Below are 15,345 nucleotides of genomic sequence, written 5' to 3'. Positions count from 1 at the left end.
ATGGCCCACTCAGAGCATGACGGTGTTGGCTTCCACCCCGAGCAGGACGCTGCCGATGAGCTCCAGCGTGGACGGGGCCACCATGGCGTGCTGCGTGGCCACGTGGATGTCGCGCAGGCAGCGCTGCAACGGGCTGGCGCGGTAGACGGCCGTGCCTCCCGCCGCCTCGTACATCCGGTCCACCACGCGCGCGGCGCTCCGCATGGCGTGCGTATAGGACAGCCTCAGCTCCGCCCGGTGCTTCACCGTCACCTCACCGCGCGTGGCGGCCTCGAAGGTGGTGTTCACCGTCTCGAGCAGGAAGGCGCGCGCGGCACGCAGGGTGGCCTCGGCCTCGGCCACCGCCTCCTGCACCGCGGCCCTCTTCGCCAGCAACTGGCCACCGTGTGTCATGAGCTTCTTCTGGTGTGCCAGGGCCGTCAGCTCGTCGATGGCCCGGCGGGCGATGCCGAGCGCGACGGCCGGGATGCCCACCGCGAGCAATCCGAAGGCGGGGAACGCGTAGAGGGGCCGGGCGACGCGCGGGCGCTCGGCGATGAGCGACGTGCTCCGATCGGCGGGAACGAAGACGTCCCGCACCTCCATGTCGCCGCTGCCCGTGCCGCACAGGCCCGTGGCGTGCCAGGTGTCGTGCAGCGTCACGTCCGAGCTGGGGAAGAGGAACAGGCGCACCTCGGGCGCCGGCCCACGCATCTGGGGGGCACCGTCCTTCGTCACCACCGCGCCTCCCACCAGCCAGTGACAGTTCTGGCTTCCGCTGGCCCACGCCCAACGCCCGGTGACCCGGTAGCCGCCCTCGACGAGCTCGGCGCGGCCCATGGGCGCGGCCACTCCGCCAGTGATGATGTCCGGCGCATAGATGGCGCGGGCCTGCGGCTCGGGCAGCCACGCCGAGCACATGGCGGTGAGCGCGCCGATCATGACGCACCAGCCCGTCGAGCCGTCCGCCCGCGAGAGTGTCTCGACGGCCTCGACGACGACGGCGGGGTGCAGCTCGAGGCCACCGTAGGCCTCGGGCACCACCATGCGGAAGAGCCCGGCCTGGGCCAGCTCCCGGGCGAGATCGGCTGGCAGCCGGCGGGCTGTTTCGATCTCCTCGGAGCGGGCGGCGACCTTGGGCGTGAGTTGGCGGATGGTGGCGAGCAACGGGTGCTCTCCCGCGGACTTCACGGCGGCGGAATTCGTCATGCCGGGAGCGTACGAGGAGCCCGGCCTCGCTTTCCAGTGATGTCCCCGTGCACCGCCATCCTCCTGCGTACCGCGAAGGACTCGCCACCCTGGTGCGTGGCGAGGGCCCGCTTCCCCGAACGTAGAGCGAGCGGCACCCGGCCCTCCAGGGCATCACGTCCTTCCCCGCGCGTCTCCACCCTTGAAGTGCAAGACGCGCGAATGTCTTCAAGGGAGGCGCGCATGGTTCGCGGATTCGCCATTACCACGTCCACTTCCTCGATCCGGTTGGATGGCATGGGCCGGGGAGAGCTCACCTTCACGGTCTCCAACGCGCTGGGGCGTCCGGTGCGGGGCCGTGCCGTCGTCGAGCCCGAGGGCACGGCTTCGCGGGACTGGTTGGCGCTCGACGGGGAGGCCGAACGCGATTTCCCCCCCGATGGCACCCACCAGTACACCGTGAGGGTGAACGTTCCTCCTGGCACGCCCCAGGGGCAGCACGCGTTCCATCTCTCCATGGTGAACGTGGCCAATCCCGACGAGGAGTTTACCGTCGGGCCCTCCGCGAGCTTCCAGGTTCCGCTTCCCCAGGCTCCCGCGCCGAAGAAGAAGCTCCCCATCGCGTGGCTCGCGCTAGCCGCCGGCATCCTCGTCATCGCCCTGGGCACCTTCCTCGCGCTGCGGGGCGGTGGTGACGAGGACAAGGGGGTCGGCGGCGCGGGAGAGGCAGGGCAGGCCCCGGAGAAGAAGGCGTTCCTGAGCCTCGATGGCAAGCAGTCCTACGTCGAGCTGGGCAACCCGCGGGAGCTCGTCTTCTCCGGCCCCATCACCCTCGAGGCGTGGATCCGTCCGCGGTCCCTCAATGGCATCCGCAACATCGTGGTCCACGGGCACGTCAACTCGCCTCGCGCCGAGGTCTACCTGCGCATCAACAACGGGAAGTACCAGGTCGGTTCCTTCAACGGGGAGGACTTCGCCACGAGCGCCGATGTTCCCCCTTCCGACGTGGGCCGGTGGGTCTACCTGGCCGGGGTCTACGACGGCACCCGCTGGGTCCTCTACCGGGATGGAGAGCTGGCGGCGTCCTCGCCCCAACGGCTCGGCGCCATCTTCGTGGATGGGACCTGGGGCATTGGCGCCCGGGGCGGCGGGCGCGAGCGCTTCTTCCAGGGGGACATCCGCGACGTGCGCATCTGGAACCTGCCCCGCGGCCAGCAGGAGGTCCGCGCCGACAAGGACCGGACCTTCACGGGCGACGAGCAGGGCCTCGTCGGCTACTGGCCCTTGAACGAAGGGGACGGCTTCCTGGCCCGGGATCTCTCCCCCAGCGAGAACCATGGCCTCATCCGTGACGCCACCTGGAGCTCGGAGTGAGAAGTTTCCACCGTTCACATCGGGAGTGAACGGTGGTTACATTCGAGGCATGGCCACCCGTGGCACCCGGAAGAAGACGGCGGAGAAGCCCCACTACCACCATGGAGATCTGCGCCGGGCGCTGCTGGACGCGTCGTTGGCGCTCATTTCCGAGGAGGGCTTCGGGGCGCTGTCGCTCCGGGAGGTGGCCCGGCGGGCGGGGGTGACGCACGCGGCGCCCTACCGTCACTTCGAGGACAAGGAAGCGCTGCTGGTGGCCGTGGCCGAGGAGGGCTTCCGCGTCATGACGGCCCGGATGAGGGAGCGCATGGCCCGGGAGACGTCGCCCGATGGCCGTCTGGTGGCGTGCGGCGTGGCCTACGTGCTCTTCGCCATGGAGCACCCCGCGCACTTCCGGGTGATGTTCGGGCCGCACTTCACCCAGCCGCCCAAGCTGGGACCGCCCGGCGGGGACACGGATGCATTCGGGTTGCTGGTGGACTCCATCACCCAGGGCCAGCGGGCCGGCGTGTTCCACGAGGGCGAGCCGCTGACGCTCGCGCTGACGTGCTGGTCGCTGGTGCACGGGCTGGGCTCGCTGCTGGTGGACCGGAAGCTGGAGTTCTCGGGGGTCACCACCTCCGCGCAGGTCGAGGCGCTGGCCCTGGAGCAGACGCGTCTGTTGCTACGAGGGCTGATGCGCGCGACGAGCAATTGACCGGGAGAGCGTCTCGGCTAGGTTGGCGCCCCATGGCCAAATCACCCGAGAGCGAGCCCACCGAGAAGCGCGTCCGAGCCCGGGAGCTGGGCCTCCCGCTAGGCCGGTTCAAGACGGGCCGGCACAACGCCATCACCGACGTGGAGGGCGTGCTCGTCGGGCACAGCACCATCATCCGGGGCGAGGGGCGGCTGCGGCCGGGCCATGGTCCCGTGCGCACGGGCGTCACCGCCATCCTCCCCAACCGCGGCAACATCTTCATGGAGCGGATGAACGGGGGCGGCTTCGTGCTCAACGGTGCCGGCGAGGTGGCCGGCATGACGCAGCTCATGGAGTGGGGCCTGGTGGAGACGCCCATGCTCCTCACCAACACCATGTCCGTGGGCGCCGCGTCGGACGCCCTGGCCCGCCACATGGTGGAGAAGTACCCGGGCATTGGTGACGAGCACGACGTCATCATCCCCATCGTCGGCGAGTGCGACGACAGCTACCTCAACGACATCTCCGGCCGGCACGTCCGGGCCGAGCATGTCTTCGAGGCCATCCGCAACGCCTCGGAGGGCCCCGTCCCCGAGGGCAACGTGGGCGGCGGCACCGGCATGGTGACGTGCGACTTCAAGGGGGGCATCGGCACCTCCTCGCGCAAGCTCCCCGAGGCCCTCGGCGGCTACACCCTGGGCGTCCTGGTGATGAGCAACTTCGGCAAGATGCACAACCTGCGCGTGGGCGGCCTGCCCGTGGGCGAGGTGCTCGCCGAGAAGTTCAAGGACACGCCCCGGCGCGGGCAGACGTACGGCTCCATCATCGCCGTGGTGGCCACGGACGCCCCGCTGCTCAGCCATCAAATCAGCCGCCTGTGCAAGCGCGTGTCGCTGGGCATCGGCCGGGTGGGCAGCTACGCGGCGCACGGCTCGGGGGAGATCGTCGTCGGCTTCTCCACCGCCAACATCATCCCGCGGCGCACCCAGAAGATGGTCTACAAGCTGAAGATCCTCCTGGATCAGCGCCTGGACCCGCTCTACGAGGCGGTGATGGAGGCCACCGAGGAGGCCATCCTCAACTCCATGTGCATGGCCACCTCCATGAAGGGGGTGAACGACAACTACGTCCCGGCGCTGCCGCTGGACGAGGTGCGGCGCTTCGTCCAGGCCTGCCGACCCATCTTCGCCTCGGTGAAGAAGCGTCCCCAGCAGACGAGCGCCCCCGTGGGCCGGGAGAAGCCGGCGGACGTGGACAAGGAGGGCGAGGTGACGGCCGGAGCGGTGCTCCCCACCGAGGTCCGGGGCGCGGAAGGCATCCCGTATCCCACCCGCCCGGCACCGGACGATATCGAGGACTCCTCTTCCGGTGGATCTTCTGGTAGTTAGGCGCCCCTCGTTTGTCCTACCTCTCTCAGGAGACGCCTACATGGCCCGCAGCAAGAGCAAGCACCGCCGCGTTCAGAACAAGATCAAGCAGAAGTGGAAGCGTCAGTTCAAGCGCAAGGCGGCCAAGGCGGCCGAGGGCGCGAAGAAGTAATCTCGCTCGGTTGCCTCGGACCCGCTCCGCGCGAGCACGCTCGCCTGCCTACTGGTGGGTCGCCGTGAAGGAGCGGGTCACCGAGCATCGCCGGGTGTTGCCGGCCATGGTGCTCGAGTAGTTCCCCTGCCAGTCCCCCACCAACCTGGGCACGCCGCCGTCCCCGATCGCGGGGATGTAGCGCCCGGAGAGCAGCGCCGAGTCGGGCCCCCGGGTCCCTCCGTCCAGCTCCTGCCCCAGGTTGTTGCCCACCAGGTTGAAGTCGTACGTCGCGTAGAGCGTGCCGCGCAGCGTCATGCGATCCAGGGTCGCGGTGACGTCGCTGCCCTGCCGGCTGACGTCGATGGGACCCACGGGCAGCTCCACCTGCACGCCATCGCAGGCGGAGGGGAGCGTCCCCGGGTCCAGGGCCAGGCCGTAGCGGCCCTCCATGGGCGGGCAATCGATGCAGCCCTGGGAAGAGCCCCCACACCCGGAGGCGAGGAGCAGCACTCCGGACAACGTGAGGGCGAAGGTGGGGAAGCGGAAGCGTCCAGAAGTCATGGATCGTCTACCTCGGGCTGGGGCCCAGGCTTCCCGCTGGGAAGCGACGTTCCTACGTTCTGTCGCGTCCTGGGCGGGATGTCGTGGGGTGGTCGTGGGGGTGGAGGGGTGGGCGTGACTGGGCTCGACACGAAGCGGTGGTCCAATCTTATCTTCGCCGGGCTCTTCGCCCTGGCGCTGATTCTCTTCTCGAGAATCCTGCTTCCCTTCCTGATGCCGGTGCTGTTGGGGGGCTTCCTGGTGGTGCTGTTCCGGCCGCTGCAGGATGTCCTGTTCCGGACCCGGCTGAGAGCGTACCCCTCGGTGTGCGCCGGCCTGTCCACGGTGGCCGTCTTCCTGCTCATCCTGGTGCCGCTGGCGGTGGTGGGCTGGCTGGTGGCGCGCGAGCTGCTCGGGATGATGGAGCACGCGCAGGTGCTCCTGGACCGGATGGAGCAGGGCCAGCTCGCCGCGAGCCTGCCGAGGGGGCTGCGGCGCTACGTGCCGGCGAACCTGCACGGCTCTCAGACGGAGCAGGCGCTGATGGGGGCGATGACCAGCGGGGCCTCGGTGCTCAAGGACGTGCTGGGGGCCGGCACGGCGCTGATCGTCGATCTGTTCCTGATGGCGGTGGCCATGTACTACTTCTTCCTGGATGGCCGCCGCCTGTGGGCCGAGTCCACGCAGCTGGTGCCGCTGGACAAGCGCTACATCCAGGCGTTCGCGCAGGAGTTCACCGACGTGGCGCACGCCATCGTCTATGGCAACACCATCACCGCCTTCGTGCAGGGGGCCATGGGGATGGTGGGGCTGCTGCTGGTGAAGGTGCCGCACGCGGGGGTGTGGGGCGCGGCCATGGTGCTGGTGTCGCTGGTGCCGGTGGGTGGCACGGCGCTCGTCTGGGGCCCCATCGGGGTGGTGCTGTGCATGGCGGGCAAGGTGAACGAGGGTGTCTTCCTGCTGGCCTGGGGCGCCTTCGTGGTGGGCAGCATCGACAACGTCATCCGGCCCAAGCTGTGCGGCGCGCGCATGGCGCTCCACCCGCTGCTGGTCTTCCTGTCCATGTTCGGCGGGCTGGCGGTGTTCGGGATGATGGGGCTGCTGGTGGGGCCGCTCATCGCCTCGCTCTTCATGGCCATGGTGCGCATCTACCGGCGGGACTTCCTGGGCCTCCAGCCGGTCGTGGTGCCGGCGGTGTCCGCCCCCGAGCCCGCGCCGATGTCCGTGGCGGTGCCGCAGCCGGTTCCGGCGCCCCAGCCAGTGATCGCTCCTGGACCCACGGTCGCCGAGGTCTGAGGTCCGGCCTCCACGAGCCTGGACAAGCGCCCACACGCTGGGTGAGTCTGCTGGCCATCCATGATGGCCTCTGGACGCTGGTTGTCTCGCTGGGGCGTGGTGTTGGCCCTGGCCCTGATGCTCACCTCGCAGGCCGCGCGCGCCGAGCGCGTGGCCGTCTCCGCGCTCGAAGGAGACAAGAACAACAAGCTGCGTGCCCAGGTGACGGGGCTGTTGCGCAAGACGCGCAAGGTGCAGGTGTTGCCCCCCGCGGCCTGGGCGATGGCCGCCGCGAAGCAGAAGCTGCGAGGCCCCGCCTCGGTGGAGCCCCGGGCGGTGGCGCGTCTGGCGCCGAAGCTCAAGGTGGACGCCGTGCTCACGGGCTCGGCGGGGCGGACCTACAGCACCTTCAACGCCCGGCTGCTCGACGAGACGGGCCGGGAGGTGTGGTCCGGGGAGTTCGTGCTGCAGCGCGGGCTGTTGCCGAAGTACGAGGCCCAGAAGTTCACCCGGGCGGTGCTCGAGGCGGTGAAGGCCTCGAACCAGCCCACGCCCGAGCCGCCAACTCCCACGCAGGTGGCTCCCAAGACGCCGGAGCCCGTGGTGGAGCCGCCCGCGCCCCAGCCCCATGCCGCGAACCAGGGTGAGCCGGAGGCGATGAAGCCGGCCCCCCTGCTGGAGTCCGCGCCGCCCCCCGCGCAAGGGACCGCCTCTGCTCCGAGGGCCGAGGTCACGCCGCCAGCGCCGAAGCCGGTGCTCGTTCCGGAGTCGAAGCCCGAGCCAGTCCCCGCCTGGGAGGAGCTGGACGAGGAGTCGCACACGTACCTCACGGAGCTCGAGGGCAGTGGCGGAGGATTCCCCGAGGAGGGAGGGAGCGCTTCGGCCGCGGGGCGGATGCCTCCGCGGGTGAAGGTGCAGCTCGGGGCGGCGGTGACGTGGCGCCGGTACTGCGCCCGGCCGGGCGTGATGGCGTCGTGCAGCGAGTACGACGCCCTGCCTCCGGAGCAGCAGACGGGGGACATCTCGGACTTCACTTCCAATGCGCCGTACGTGGGGCTCGCCGCGGAGGCGGAGGTGTTCCCGCTGGCGCACTGGCCCACGCTGGTGCGCGGCGTGGGGCTCACGCTGGGCTATCAGCGCAGCTTCGCCCGGACGACGGTGCAGGTGTCGACGCCCGTGGGCGAGACGCCCGAGCGCGAGGTGTACGCGACGGACACGGCCTATGGGGCCATGCTGGCCTGGCGCTACTTCTTCGACCTGGGGACGCAGGAGACGCCGCTGTGGGGCCACGCCGGGGTGCGGCTGGGGGCACGCGGCCGGGAGTTCGACGTGGGCGAGCGGATGGAGACGCCGTTGCCGGTGGTGCACCGCTTCTACCCGGCGGTGGGGGTGGACGTGTCGGTGCCGCTGATGCGCGCGGTGCGCATCGAGGGCGCGGGCCAGCTCTTCTTCCAGCCCACCCCCGGGCAGTCGCTCTGGGGGGACCCGGAGGGCTCGCTGGTGGCCGAGGTGCGCGACTACGGCGAGTCGGTGTCGAGCCTGGGCTGGGCGGCGGAGCTGGGCGTGGCGGGAGATATATGGGGCCCGTTCGGCTACTCCGTGCGCTTCCGGCTGGAGTCCTACAAGGATCGCTTCACGGGGCAGGGCTCCCGGCGCGGCTGGACGGATGGCGGCGTGGCCGAGGAGTCCTACTCGAGCATCCTCGCGGGCATCACCGCCGCCTGGTGAGCTTCCGGGGAGGCGGCCGGGGGAAGGCCCCGGCCCGTCACACCGAGATGAGGCCCTTGCGGATGCCCTCGGTGACGGCCTCCACGCGGTTGGTGACCTCGAGCTTGCGGTAGATGTGCTCGAGGTGGGTGCGGATGGTGGCCTTGGAGAGGTTGAGCAGCCGGGCCGCCTCGCTGTTGGACACGCCCTTGGCGATGAGCTGGAGCAGCTCCGTCTCGCGATTGGAGAGCGGCTTGAGCAGGGGCTCGCTGGCCTCGGAGGCGGCGGGCGGCTCGGCGGGCTCGGGCGCGGCGGGAGCGGGCGGCGAGGCCACGGGCTCGGTGGGCACGGGGCTGGAGTCCGGCTCAACGCGGAAGTGGCGCAGCAGCCGGCGCGCGAGGCTCGGCTGGATGACGGTGCCACCGGCGCGCACTTCCTTGATGGCCTCGATGATCTTGTCCGCGGGCGTGCCCTTGAGCAGGTAGCCCGAGGCGCCGGCCTTCACCGCCTCGAGGACTCTGTCCTCCTCGTCGAAGATGGTGAAGATGAGGATCTCCACCTGGGGCCAGCGCGCCTTGACCTCGCGGGTGACGTCGATGCCGCTCATGCGCGGCAGGCCCAGGTCCAGCAGGAGGACGTCCGGGGTGACGCGGGGCACCTCCTCGAGCGCGGCCTCGCCGGACAGCGCGGTGCCCACGATGGTGATGTCCTGGTTGCTCTCGAGCAGGCGGAGCTGGTTCTTGAGGATCTTCGTCTGATCCTCGACGACGAAGACGCGGATGGGGGAGGGCGCGATCGCTTCGGTCATGGGCTGGAGGGGAGGGAGAAGGATACGCGGGTGCCGTTACCTGGCGCCGAGTCCACGATGAGGGTACCGCCGAGCTTCATGGCCCGCTCGCGCATGTTGAGCAGGCCGTAGTGGCCGCGAGGCGTCTGCTTGGGCTCGAAGCCCTTGCCATCGTCGCGGACGGAGAGGTGCACATTGTCCAGCTCGTAGTCGAGCTTCACCTGCACCTGCCTGGGCTGGGCGTGCTTGACGGCGTTGGACAGGCACTCCTGGAGGATGCGGAAGAGGGCGAGCTGCGCATCCGGGGACAGCTTGCGCGGCAGGCCGGTGCGCTCGAAGCGCAGGTCCACCTGGGTGCGCAGGCCGAATGTCTTCACGTAGTCCTCGAGCCCCTGGGTCAGCTCGAAGTCCTCGCGCATCATCTGCAGGTTGCGGCGCAACTCCTCGATGGACTCCTCGGCGGTGTTCTTCAGCTCCTGGATTTCCGAGCGCAGGGAGTCGTCCCGGGCCATGCCGAGGATGTACTCGGCCTGGATGATCATCGAGGAGAGCGAGGCGCCCAGGCCATCGTGGATCTCCCGGGCCAGGCGGCTGCGCTCCTCCACCACGGCCAGCTCCTTGAGATCGCCCTGGAGCTCCACCACCTCGCGGTGGGAGGCGGCCTCGCGCTCGCTGAGGTACACGAGCACGTAGACGATGGTGAAGTTGAGCGCCGAGTACCAGAGGACGGTGAGCACCTCGACGGCGGTGACCTCGCGGTTGAGGATCAGATCCAGCTGGGCGGTGATGGGCAGCGCCAGCATGGAGGGAATGAGTGCCAGCGGCTTGGGGAAGAGGATGGCGAAGAGGGTGGTGAAAACAAGCTGCGTACCGAGCAGCGGGCTCTGCAGACCTCCGCCCACCTGGGGCTTGACGATGAGCACCACCGTGATGAGCAGATCGAAGCACAGGGTGATGTACGTCACCCAGCGGCCGGCCCTGGGGTGGTCGATGACCGTGTAGTTCGCGACGCTGTAGAGCAGCATGGCGAAGTAGCCGGCGAAGGCGAAGTTGCCCTGGAAGTTGAAGTAGCGGGACCAGGCGGGCACCGCGAGGATGGCCAGGCCCAGGGTGAGGAAGCAGAGCCGCGCGAAGAAGAGGGCGCGGGCCCGGGCCACGAAGCGATCCTGCTCCCAGGAGGCGGCGGCCTGCTCGGCGGAGATGTTGTCGGTGAGCTTGCGCCGCTCGAGCACCGCGCGCACGCGAGCACGCCGGTGCGAGTCGGGATTGTCGTCTTCGAGCGCCAGAGCGGGTTCCATCGGACCGGCAGCTTAAGGGACCTGCCGGGTTTTCGGGAATACCACCACTCCCGAAGACGCCTGCCCCCCTGGTACCGGGAGGCGGCGGGGACTACTGGGCGCTCGGGGTGGCGCAGGCCTTGCGGGCCTCGGGCTGGCGCTCGAAGACGTACTCGAGCCGGTCCCGGGACTCGCCGGTGGCCTCGTTGAAGAGCGGGGTGCCGCCCGCGTACATGGTGCCCTCGGCGTTGCCGTAGCGGTCCAGCTTGTGCTCCTGGAGCCAGCGGTCCACGCAGGCCTCCACGGCGGCGTCGGTGCCCCCCTGTCCCTTGGTGCCGGAGTCGGTGGGGGCGGTGAGGGAGGCCCCGCTCGAGCCGGTCTGTCCAGCATCATGGGCGGAGGGGTTGTCGGCGGGCTGGTTCTCCCCGGTCTTCTTGGGGCAGCCGGTGGCGAGCAGGGCGACGGCGAGGAGGGCGAGCGCGTGTCTCATGGGTCCTCTGGACAAGGCGGGTGAACGTATCGGGGTGGCGACGGAGCGGGGCGGGAAGATATTCGTTCGGGGGCGGGCCGGGGCGGCTTTTCGCCAGTGGGGTTGACGGCGGACAGGGGCTCGGCGAGGGTCGCGCGCGTGGAACGAGTGGCTTCGGCACGGGTGCTGGTGGTGGGCGCGGGCGGGTTGGGCTGTCCGGCCTCGCTGGCGCTCGCGCGCGCGGGGGTGGGGCACCTGACGCTGGTGGACCCGGATCGGGTGGACGTGACGAACCTCCACCGGCAACTGTGGCACCGCACTCCGGATGTGGGCCGGCCCAAGGTGGAGTCCGCGGCCGAGGGGCTGAGGCGGGCCTTCCCGGCCCTGCGCGTGGAAGCGCTCGCCGAGCGGGTGGACGATCGCAACGCCGCCTCCCTGTTCCAGGCCCATGACGCGGTGGTGGATGCCACCGATGGCACGTCCACGAAGCTCTTCCTGTCGGACGTGGCGGTGGCCGCGGGCGTGCCGCTCGTCTACGGCGGGGTGCTGCGGATGCAGGGGCAGGCGATGCGCGTGGAGCCCGGTGGGCCGTGCCTCCGCTGCCTCTACGAGGAGCCTCCTTCTCCGGACGCGGTGCCCACGTGCGCCCAGGCGGGGGTGCTCGGCTCGATGGCGGGGCTGGTGGGGGCGTTGCAGGCCATGCTGGTCCTGGAGCGGTTGACGGGGGAGGCCCCGGTGGCAGACGGAGCGGCCACCCTGCACGTGCTCGATGGCGCCTCGCTGCGCGGCCGCCAGGTGCGCGTGCGCCGTGCTCCCGATTGCGAGGGCTGCGCCCGCCCGCGCCCGCCCGTCTTCACCGAGGAACTTGCCCGATGCACGAGGTGACCCGGACGTTGGACATCACCCGCGAGGTCTGCCCGATGACCTATGTGCGCACGAAGCTCGCGCTGGAGGCGCTCGACGACGGCGCGGTGCTGGAGGTGGTGCTGCGGGGAGACGAGCCGTTGAAGAATGTCCCGCGCAACGCGCGCGAGGAGGGCCACGAGGTGCTCGTGCTGGAGCCTCGGGGCGATGGAACCCACCGCCTGCTGCTGCGCAAGCAGGGAGGAGTCTGAGCGATGGCCACGATTCGCATTCCCACCACCATGCGGAGTCTCACGGGCAACAAGGGCGAGGTGCGCGTCTCGGGCGCCACGGTGGGCGAGGTGTTGAGCAACCTGGAGAAGGCGCACCCGGGCATCGGCGCGCGGGTGTTCGACGACAAGGGCGCGGTGCGGCGCTACGTGAACGTGTTCCTCAACGACGAGGACATCCGTTTCCTGCAGGAGCTGTCCACGCCGGTGGCGGACGGGGACCGCATCACCCTCATCCCGGCGATCGCGGGAGGGTAGGGGGATGGCGCTGCGCGAGGAGCAGATCCTCCGCTACTCGAGGCAGATCCTCCTGCGCGAGGTGGGCGGGCGGGGCCAGGAGAAGCTGCTCGCGGGAGGCGTGCGGCTGAAGGCCACGGGGACGGCGGGCCTCACGGCCGCGGCGTACGTGGCGGCTGGAGGCACGGCGGTGGAAGCGGGCCCCGAGTCCCTGGTGCCCGGTGCCGAGGGCTTCCTCGTGAAAGCGGACGAGGTGGGCCGGCCGGGTCCGGAGGTGCTCGCGCGGGTGCTGCCGGACGTGAACGCGGACGCGCTGCCCGCGCGCGGTACGGGGCGGCTGGCCGAACTCCCCGCGGCGTGGGACGGCGAGGGCCCCTGGGTGGCGCTGGGCGGCGATGGGACGCGGGGCGTGGTCGTCTTCCGGGGCACCACGGGATGTCCCGGCTGCTTCGAGGCCACCACGGCCGGGCTGGGGGCTCCGCCCTCGGGAGCGCTCGGGGTGGGGTTGGGCGCGCTGGGAGCCCTGATCCTCCAGCGGCTGCTGCTCGGGATGGAACCGGTGCTGGGCGCCCGTGGATGGGACGCACCCGGCATGCTGACGGACCTGCCCGTGCGGCGCTGCGGCCGGTGTGGCTGATCCAGGAGCCCACGTGAGCCCTCCGTTGCCGGAAGATCTGTCGGACATCCTCCGACACCTGGAGGCCTGCTACCCGAGGGAGGGCTGTGGGGTGCTGCTACGGGCAGGGGAGTCGGGGCCCTGGCGGGTTCGCCCCCTGCGCAACGCCCAGGACGAGTTCCACACCCAGGATCCTGTGCGTTTTCCTCGCACCTCCCGGACGGCCTACGCCTTCGAGCCACGCGAGTGGCTCGGCGTCCTCCTGGAGGCGGAGGCCCGGGGCGAGCACGTGGCGTGTGTGTTCCACTCCCATGTGGACAGCAGTGCGGAATTCTCCGACGAGGACCGGCGCCAGGCCGCCCCGGACGGACAGCCCCTGCTTCCCGGCGTTTCCTACCTCGTGATTGCGATCCACGAGGGGTGCGTCAGGGCTGTGAAAATTTTCTGGTGGGACTGCGGATTTTTTCAGGGCCGTCAGCTTTTACTTGACTTCGAGTCGGATCAACCCTTGGAAATCCCTTGAGAAGGCGGGCACTTGGCTGTCTGCCCCCCCTACCTGCGGAAAGGTGGGTGCGAATTGTCAAAGCACCGGATCTTCGTCTATAACGCCCCCGATCTTTTGATCTGCCGCGCTCTTGGGGGGCACGGATGTAACCTCCTGGAGGCGCAGGGAGTTTGGGACCCGTTATGGCGCAGACGACTGGTTTTACCGTTTGGCTGACCGGCATGTCCGGGACCGGCAAGAGTACGATGGCTGCCTACATCGCGGCCCGGCTCAGGCAGGTGGATCGCAACGTGGAGATTCTCGACGAGAACGAGCTCCGGGACGATCTCTGGCAGGGACTGGGAGACAGCAAGGACGAGCGCAACACCATCGTCCGCCGGCTGGGGTATGTGGCCGGGCTGCTCACCCGCAACAACGTGGCGGTGCTGGTTCCCTGCGTGAGCCCGTACAAGGCGGGGCGCGAGGACAACCGCCGGACGATCGGCCGCTACATCGAAGTGTACGTGGACTGCCCGACCGAGAAGCTGATCGAGCGGGACGGCACGGGCCGGTACAAGAAGGCGCTGAGCGGGGAGATCCCCAACTTCATCGGCATCACCGAGCCGTATGAGCCGCCGGCCTCGGCCGAGGTGGTGATCCACTCGGACGTGGAGAGCGTGGAGGACGGGGCGGCGAAGATCTTCCAGTCGCTGCTGGACCTCGGCTACGTGACGGTGGACGAGCTGAAGATCATCACCGGCAAGAAGATGAAGGCGCAGCCGCCGACGAAGACCGAGGTGACGCGCGTGTCGTCGGCCCCGGCGAAGCCGGGCAAGGCGGCGAAGGCGGCGCCGGCTCCCGCGGCGAAGGCGGCGGCGGGCAAGGGCGCCAAGGCGCGTCCGGCGGCCCGGGCGGCGCGGGTGGCCAAGCCGGCGGCCAAGAAGGCGGCGGCTCCGAAGCGCAAGGCCCGCTAGGCGGGTGGCCCATCCCCCTCCTGGCGAGGGAGGGGCATGAGTCCGGCAGTCTCGAGGACCCCCAGGTTGCGTGGGCAACCCGGGGGTTCTTCGTTTATAGAGGTGCCCCCATGCTGACCCCCGAGCGGATTCAAGCCCTGTGTGACTCCTCCCGCCCCAAGCTGGACGCGATGCGTGCCGCGTTGCGCGCGCACGGCTCGGCGCTGGTGGCGTTCTCGGGCGGGGTGGACTCCACGTTCGTGCTGAAGATCGCGGTGGAGGAGCTGGGGGAGCGGGCGCTGGCGCTGACGGCGTTGTCGGCGTCGGTGGCGCCGGAGGAGGAGCGGGAGGCGCGGGAGCTGGCGGCGAAGCTGGGAGCGCGGCATGTGGTGGTCTCGAGCGACGAGCTGGCCAACCCGAGCTACGCGGCCAACCCGACCAACCGCTGCTACTTCTGCAAGACGGAGCTGTACGAGCTCTGCGAGGCGAAGCGGAAGGAGCTGGGGCTGGAGGTGGTGCTGGACGGCTTCAACGCGGACGACTTCAAGGATCACCGGCCGGGGCACCAGGCGGCGAAGGAGCACGCGGTGCAGTCGCCGTTGGCGAAGGCGGGGCTGACGAAGGAGGAGATCCGGGCGTGGAGCCACGCGCTGGGGCTGCCCACGTGGGACAAGCCGCAGATGGCGTGCCTGGCGTCGCGGATTCCGTACGGCACGTCGGTGACGCGGGAGCGGCTGTTCCAGATCGCCGGGGCGGAGTCGGAGCTGCGCAAGAGGGGCTTCCGGCAGTTCCGGGTGCGCTATCACGACGAGATCGCGCGCATCGAGCTGGCGGCGGAGGAGTACGAGCGCTTCCTGTCGGCGGAGGTGCGGCGCGAGGTGGACAAGGCGCTGAAGGCGCTGGGGTTCAAGTTCGTGGCGTTGGACCTGGAGCCGTTCCGATCGGGGCGGATGAACGAGGCGGCGGGGATCCAGAAGCCCGCGGACGCCCACCCGCTGCCCGTGGTGAGCTGAAACCTGATCCACCAGGTGATCCCGCGCTGATCCGAGGCTGATCCGGGGCTGATCCCCCTGTTGATCCGTTCCTGATCCGCGCCAACAACCCCTCGCCCTCCGGGAGAGGGACGGGG

The 15,345-nt window shown here is 70.1% G+C and carries 18 protein-coding genes; 13 read left to right on the top strand and 5 right to left on the bottom strand.

Annotated features, from left to right (window positions below; genetic code table 11):
• Nucleotides 1-9 precede the first annotated feature (9 nt).
• Nucleotides 10-1,188 carry an acyl-CoA dehydrogenase family protein gene (locus tag Q664_RS16085; RefSeq protein ID WP_052518204.1) on the bottom strand — a complete coding sequence of 393 codons (1,179 nt, stop codon included), beginning with the start codon at nucleotides 1,186-1,188 and terminating at the stop codon, nucleotides 10-12.
• Nucleotides 1,189-1,410: 222 nt separating this feature from the next.
• Between Q664_RS16085 and Q664_RS52160 the strand changes: the two genes are divergently transcribed.
• From Q664_RS52160 to Q664_RS16065, 4 genes are read left to right on the top strand one after another with little or no spacing between them, the layout of a single operon-like run.
• Complete coding sequence (locus Q664_RS52160) at nucleotides 1,411-2,541, top strand: LamG domain-containing protein (protein WP_052518202.1); 1,131 nt, start codon at nucleotides 1,411-1,413, stop codon at nucleotides 2,539-2,541.
• A 49-nt stretch (nucleotides 2,542-2,590) separates the two neighbouring features.
• The gene (locus Q664_RS16075; protein ID WP_043395496.1) at nucleotides 2,591-3,238 is read left to right on the top strand and encodes a TetR/AcrR family transcriptional regulator; all 648 of its coding nucleotides are present in this window, start codon (nucleotides 2,591-2,593) and stop codon (nucleotides 3,236-3,238) included.
• Between the two features lie 32 nt (nucleotides 3,239-3,270).
• Entirely contained in the window at nucleotides 3,271-4,605 is a 1,335-nt protein-coding gene (locus Q664_RS16070; RefSeq protein ID WP_043395494.1) for a DmpA family aminopeptidase, read from the top strand.
• Between the two features lie 40 nt (nucleotides 4,606-4,645).
• Entirely contained in the window at nucleotides 4,646-4,756 is a 111-nt protein-coding gene (locus Q664_RS16065; protein ID WP_043395493.1) for a hypothetical protein, read from the top strand.
• A gap of 48 nt (nucleotides 4,757-4,804) precedes the next feature.
• Here the strand turns inward: Q664_RS16065 and Q664_RS16060 are convergent, their stop codons facing one another.
• Nucleotides 4,805-5,299 (bottom strand): hypothetical protein, encoded by a 495-nt coding sequence (locus Q664_RS16060; RefSeq protein ID WP_043395492.1) that lies wholly within the window; start codon nucleotides 5,297-5,299, stop codon nucleotides 4,805-4,807.
• Nucleotides 5,300-5,413: 114 nt separating this feature from the next.
• Here Q664_RS16060 and Q664_RS16055 point away from each other — a divergent pair, with 114 nt between their 5' ends.
• Together Q664_RS16055 and Q664_RS16050 are read left to right on the top strand one after the other, a co-directional pair.
• Nucleotides 5,414-6,574 carry an AI-2E family transporter gene (locus Q664_RS16055; protein WP_052518200.1) on the top strand — a complete coding sequence of 387 codons (1,161 nt, stop codon included), beginning with the start codon at nucleotides 5,414-5,416 and terminating at the stop codon, nucleotides 6,572-6,574.
• A 60-nt stretch (nucleotides 6,575-6,634) separates the two neighbouring features.
• Entirely contained in the window at nucleotides 6,635-8,281 is a 1,647-nt protein-coding gene (locus Q664_RS16050) for a hypothetical protein (RefSeq protein ID WP_152622127.1), read from the top strand.
• Nucleotides 8,282-8,318: 37 nt separating this feature from the next.
• On the opposite strand, the gene Q664_RS16045 is transcribed toward Q664_RS16050, so the two are convergent.
• From Q664_RS16045 to Q664_RS16035, 3 genes are all read right to left on the bottom strand, one after another.
• Nucleotides 8,319-9,068 (bottom strand): response regulator transcription factor, encoded by a 750-nt coding sequence (locus Q664_RS16045; protein ID WP_043395488.1) that lies wholly within the window; start codon nucleotides 9,066-9,068, stop codon nucleotides 8,319-8,321.
• A complete protein-coding gene (locus Q664_RS16040; protein WP_043395486.1) occupies nucleotides 9,065-10,345 on the bottom strand; it encodes a sensor histidine kinase in 1,281 nt (426 codons plus the stop codon). Before Q664_RS16040 ends, Q664_RS16045 begins: the two co-directional genes overlap by 4 nt.
• A gap of 91 nt (nucleotides 10,346-10,436) precedes the next feature.
• The gene (locus Q664_RS16035) at nucleotides 10,437-10,814 is read right to left on the bottom strand and encodes a hypothetical protein (RefSeq protein WP_043395483.1); all 378 of its coding nucleotides are present in this window, start codon (nucleotides 10,812-10,814) and stop codon (nucleotides 10,437-10,439) included.
• Between the two features lie 138 nt (nucleotides 10,815-10,952).
• Between Q664_RS16035 and Q664_RS16030 the strand changes: the two genes are divergently transcribed.
• The 7 genes from Q664_RS16030 to larE all read left to right on the top strand — a co-directional run bounded on the left by Q664_RS16030 (nucleotide 10,953) and on the right by larE (nucleotide 15,229).
• Nucleotides 10,953-11,678 (top strand): HesA/MoeB/ThiF family protein, encoded by a 726-nt coding sequence (locus Q664_RS16030; RefSeq protein ID WP_235216718.1) that lies wholly within the window; start codon nucleotides 10,953-10,955, stop codon nucleotides 11,676-11,678.
• Entirely contained in the window at nucleotides 11,666-11,908 is a 243-nt protein-coding gene (locus Q664_RS16025) for a sulfurtransferase TusA family protein (protein WP_043395479.1), read from the top strand. Before Q664_RS16030 ends, Q664_RS16025 begins: the two co-directional genes overlap by 13 nt.
• 3 nt (nucleotides 11,909-11,911) lie before the next feature.
• Nucleotides 11,912-12,184: a ubiquitin-like small modifier protein 1 gene (locus tag Q664_RS16020; protein WP_043395476.1), complete on the top strand. Its 273-nt coding sequence runs from the start codon at nucleotides 11,912-11,914 to the stop codon at nucleotides 12,182-12,184.
• Between the two features lie 4 nt (nucleotides 12,185-12,188).
• Entirely contained in the window at nucleotides 12,189-12,800 is a 612-nt protein-coding gene (locus Q664_RS16015; RefSeq protein ID WP_043395474.1) for a HesA/MoeB/ThiF family protein, read from the top strand.
• Nucleotides 12,801-12,813: 13 nt separating this feature from the next.
• Nucleotides 12,814-13,302: a M67 family metallopeptidase gene (locus tag Q664_RS16010; RefSeq protein WP_043395472.1), complete on the top strand. Its 489-nt coding sequence runs from the start codon at nucleotides 12,814-12,816 to the stop codon at nucleotides 13,300-13,302.
• Nucleotides 13,303-13,466: 164 nt separating this feature from the next.
• Complete coding sequence (gene cysC, locus Q664_RS16005) at nucleotides 13,467-14,237, top strand: adenylyl-sulfate kinase (protein WP_043395470.1); 771 nt, start codon at nucleotides 13,467-13,469, stop codon at nucleotides 14,235-14,237.
• Nucleotides 14,238-14,347: 110 nt separating this feature from the next.
• Nucleotides 14,348-15,229: an ATP-dependent sacrificial sulfur transferase LarE gene (gene larE / locus Q664_RS16000; RefSeq protein WP_043395468.1), complete on the top strand. Its 882-nt coding sequence runs from the start codon at nucleotides 14,348-14,350 to the stop codon at nucleotides 15,227-15,229.
• The last annotated feature ends 116 nt before the right edge of the window (nucleotides 15,230-15,345 follow it).

The organism is Archangium violaceum Cb vi76 (genome assembly GCF_000733295.1).
GTDB classification, from domain to species: domain Bacteria; phylum Myxococcota; class Myxococcia; order Myxococcales; family Myxococcaceae; genus Archangium; species Archangium violaceum.
The sequence above is the reverse complement of the archived record's forward strand: the minus strand, read 5'-3'. Positions and strand labels throughout refer to the sequence as shown.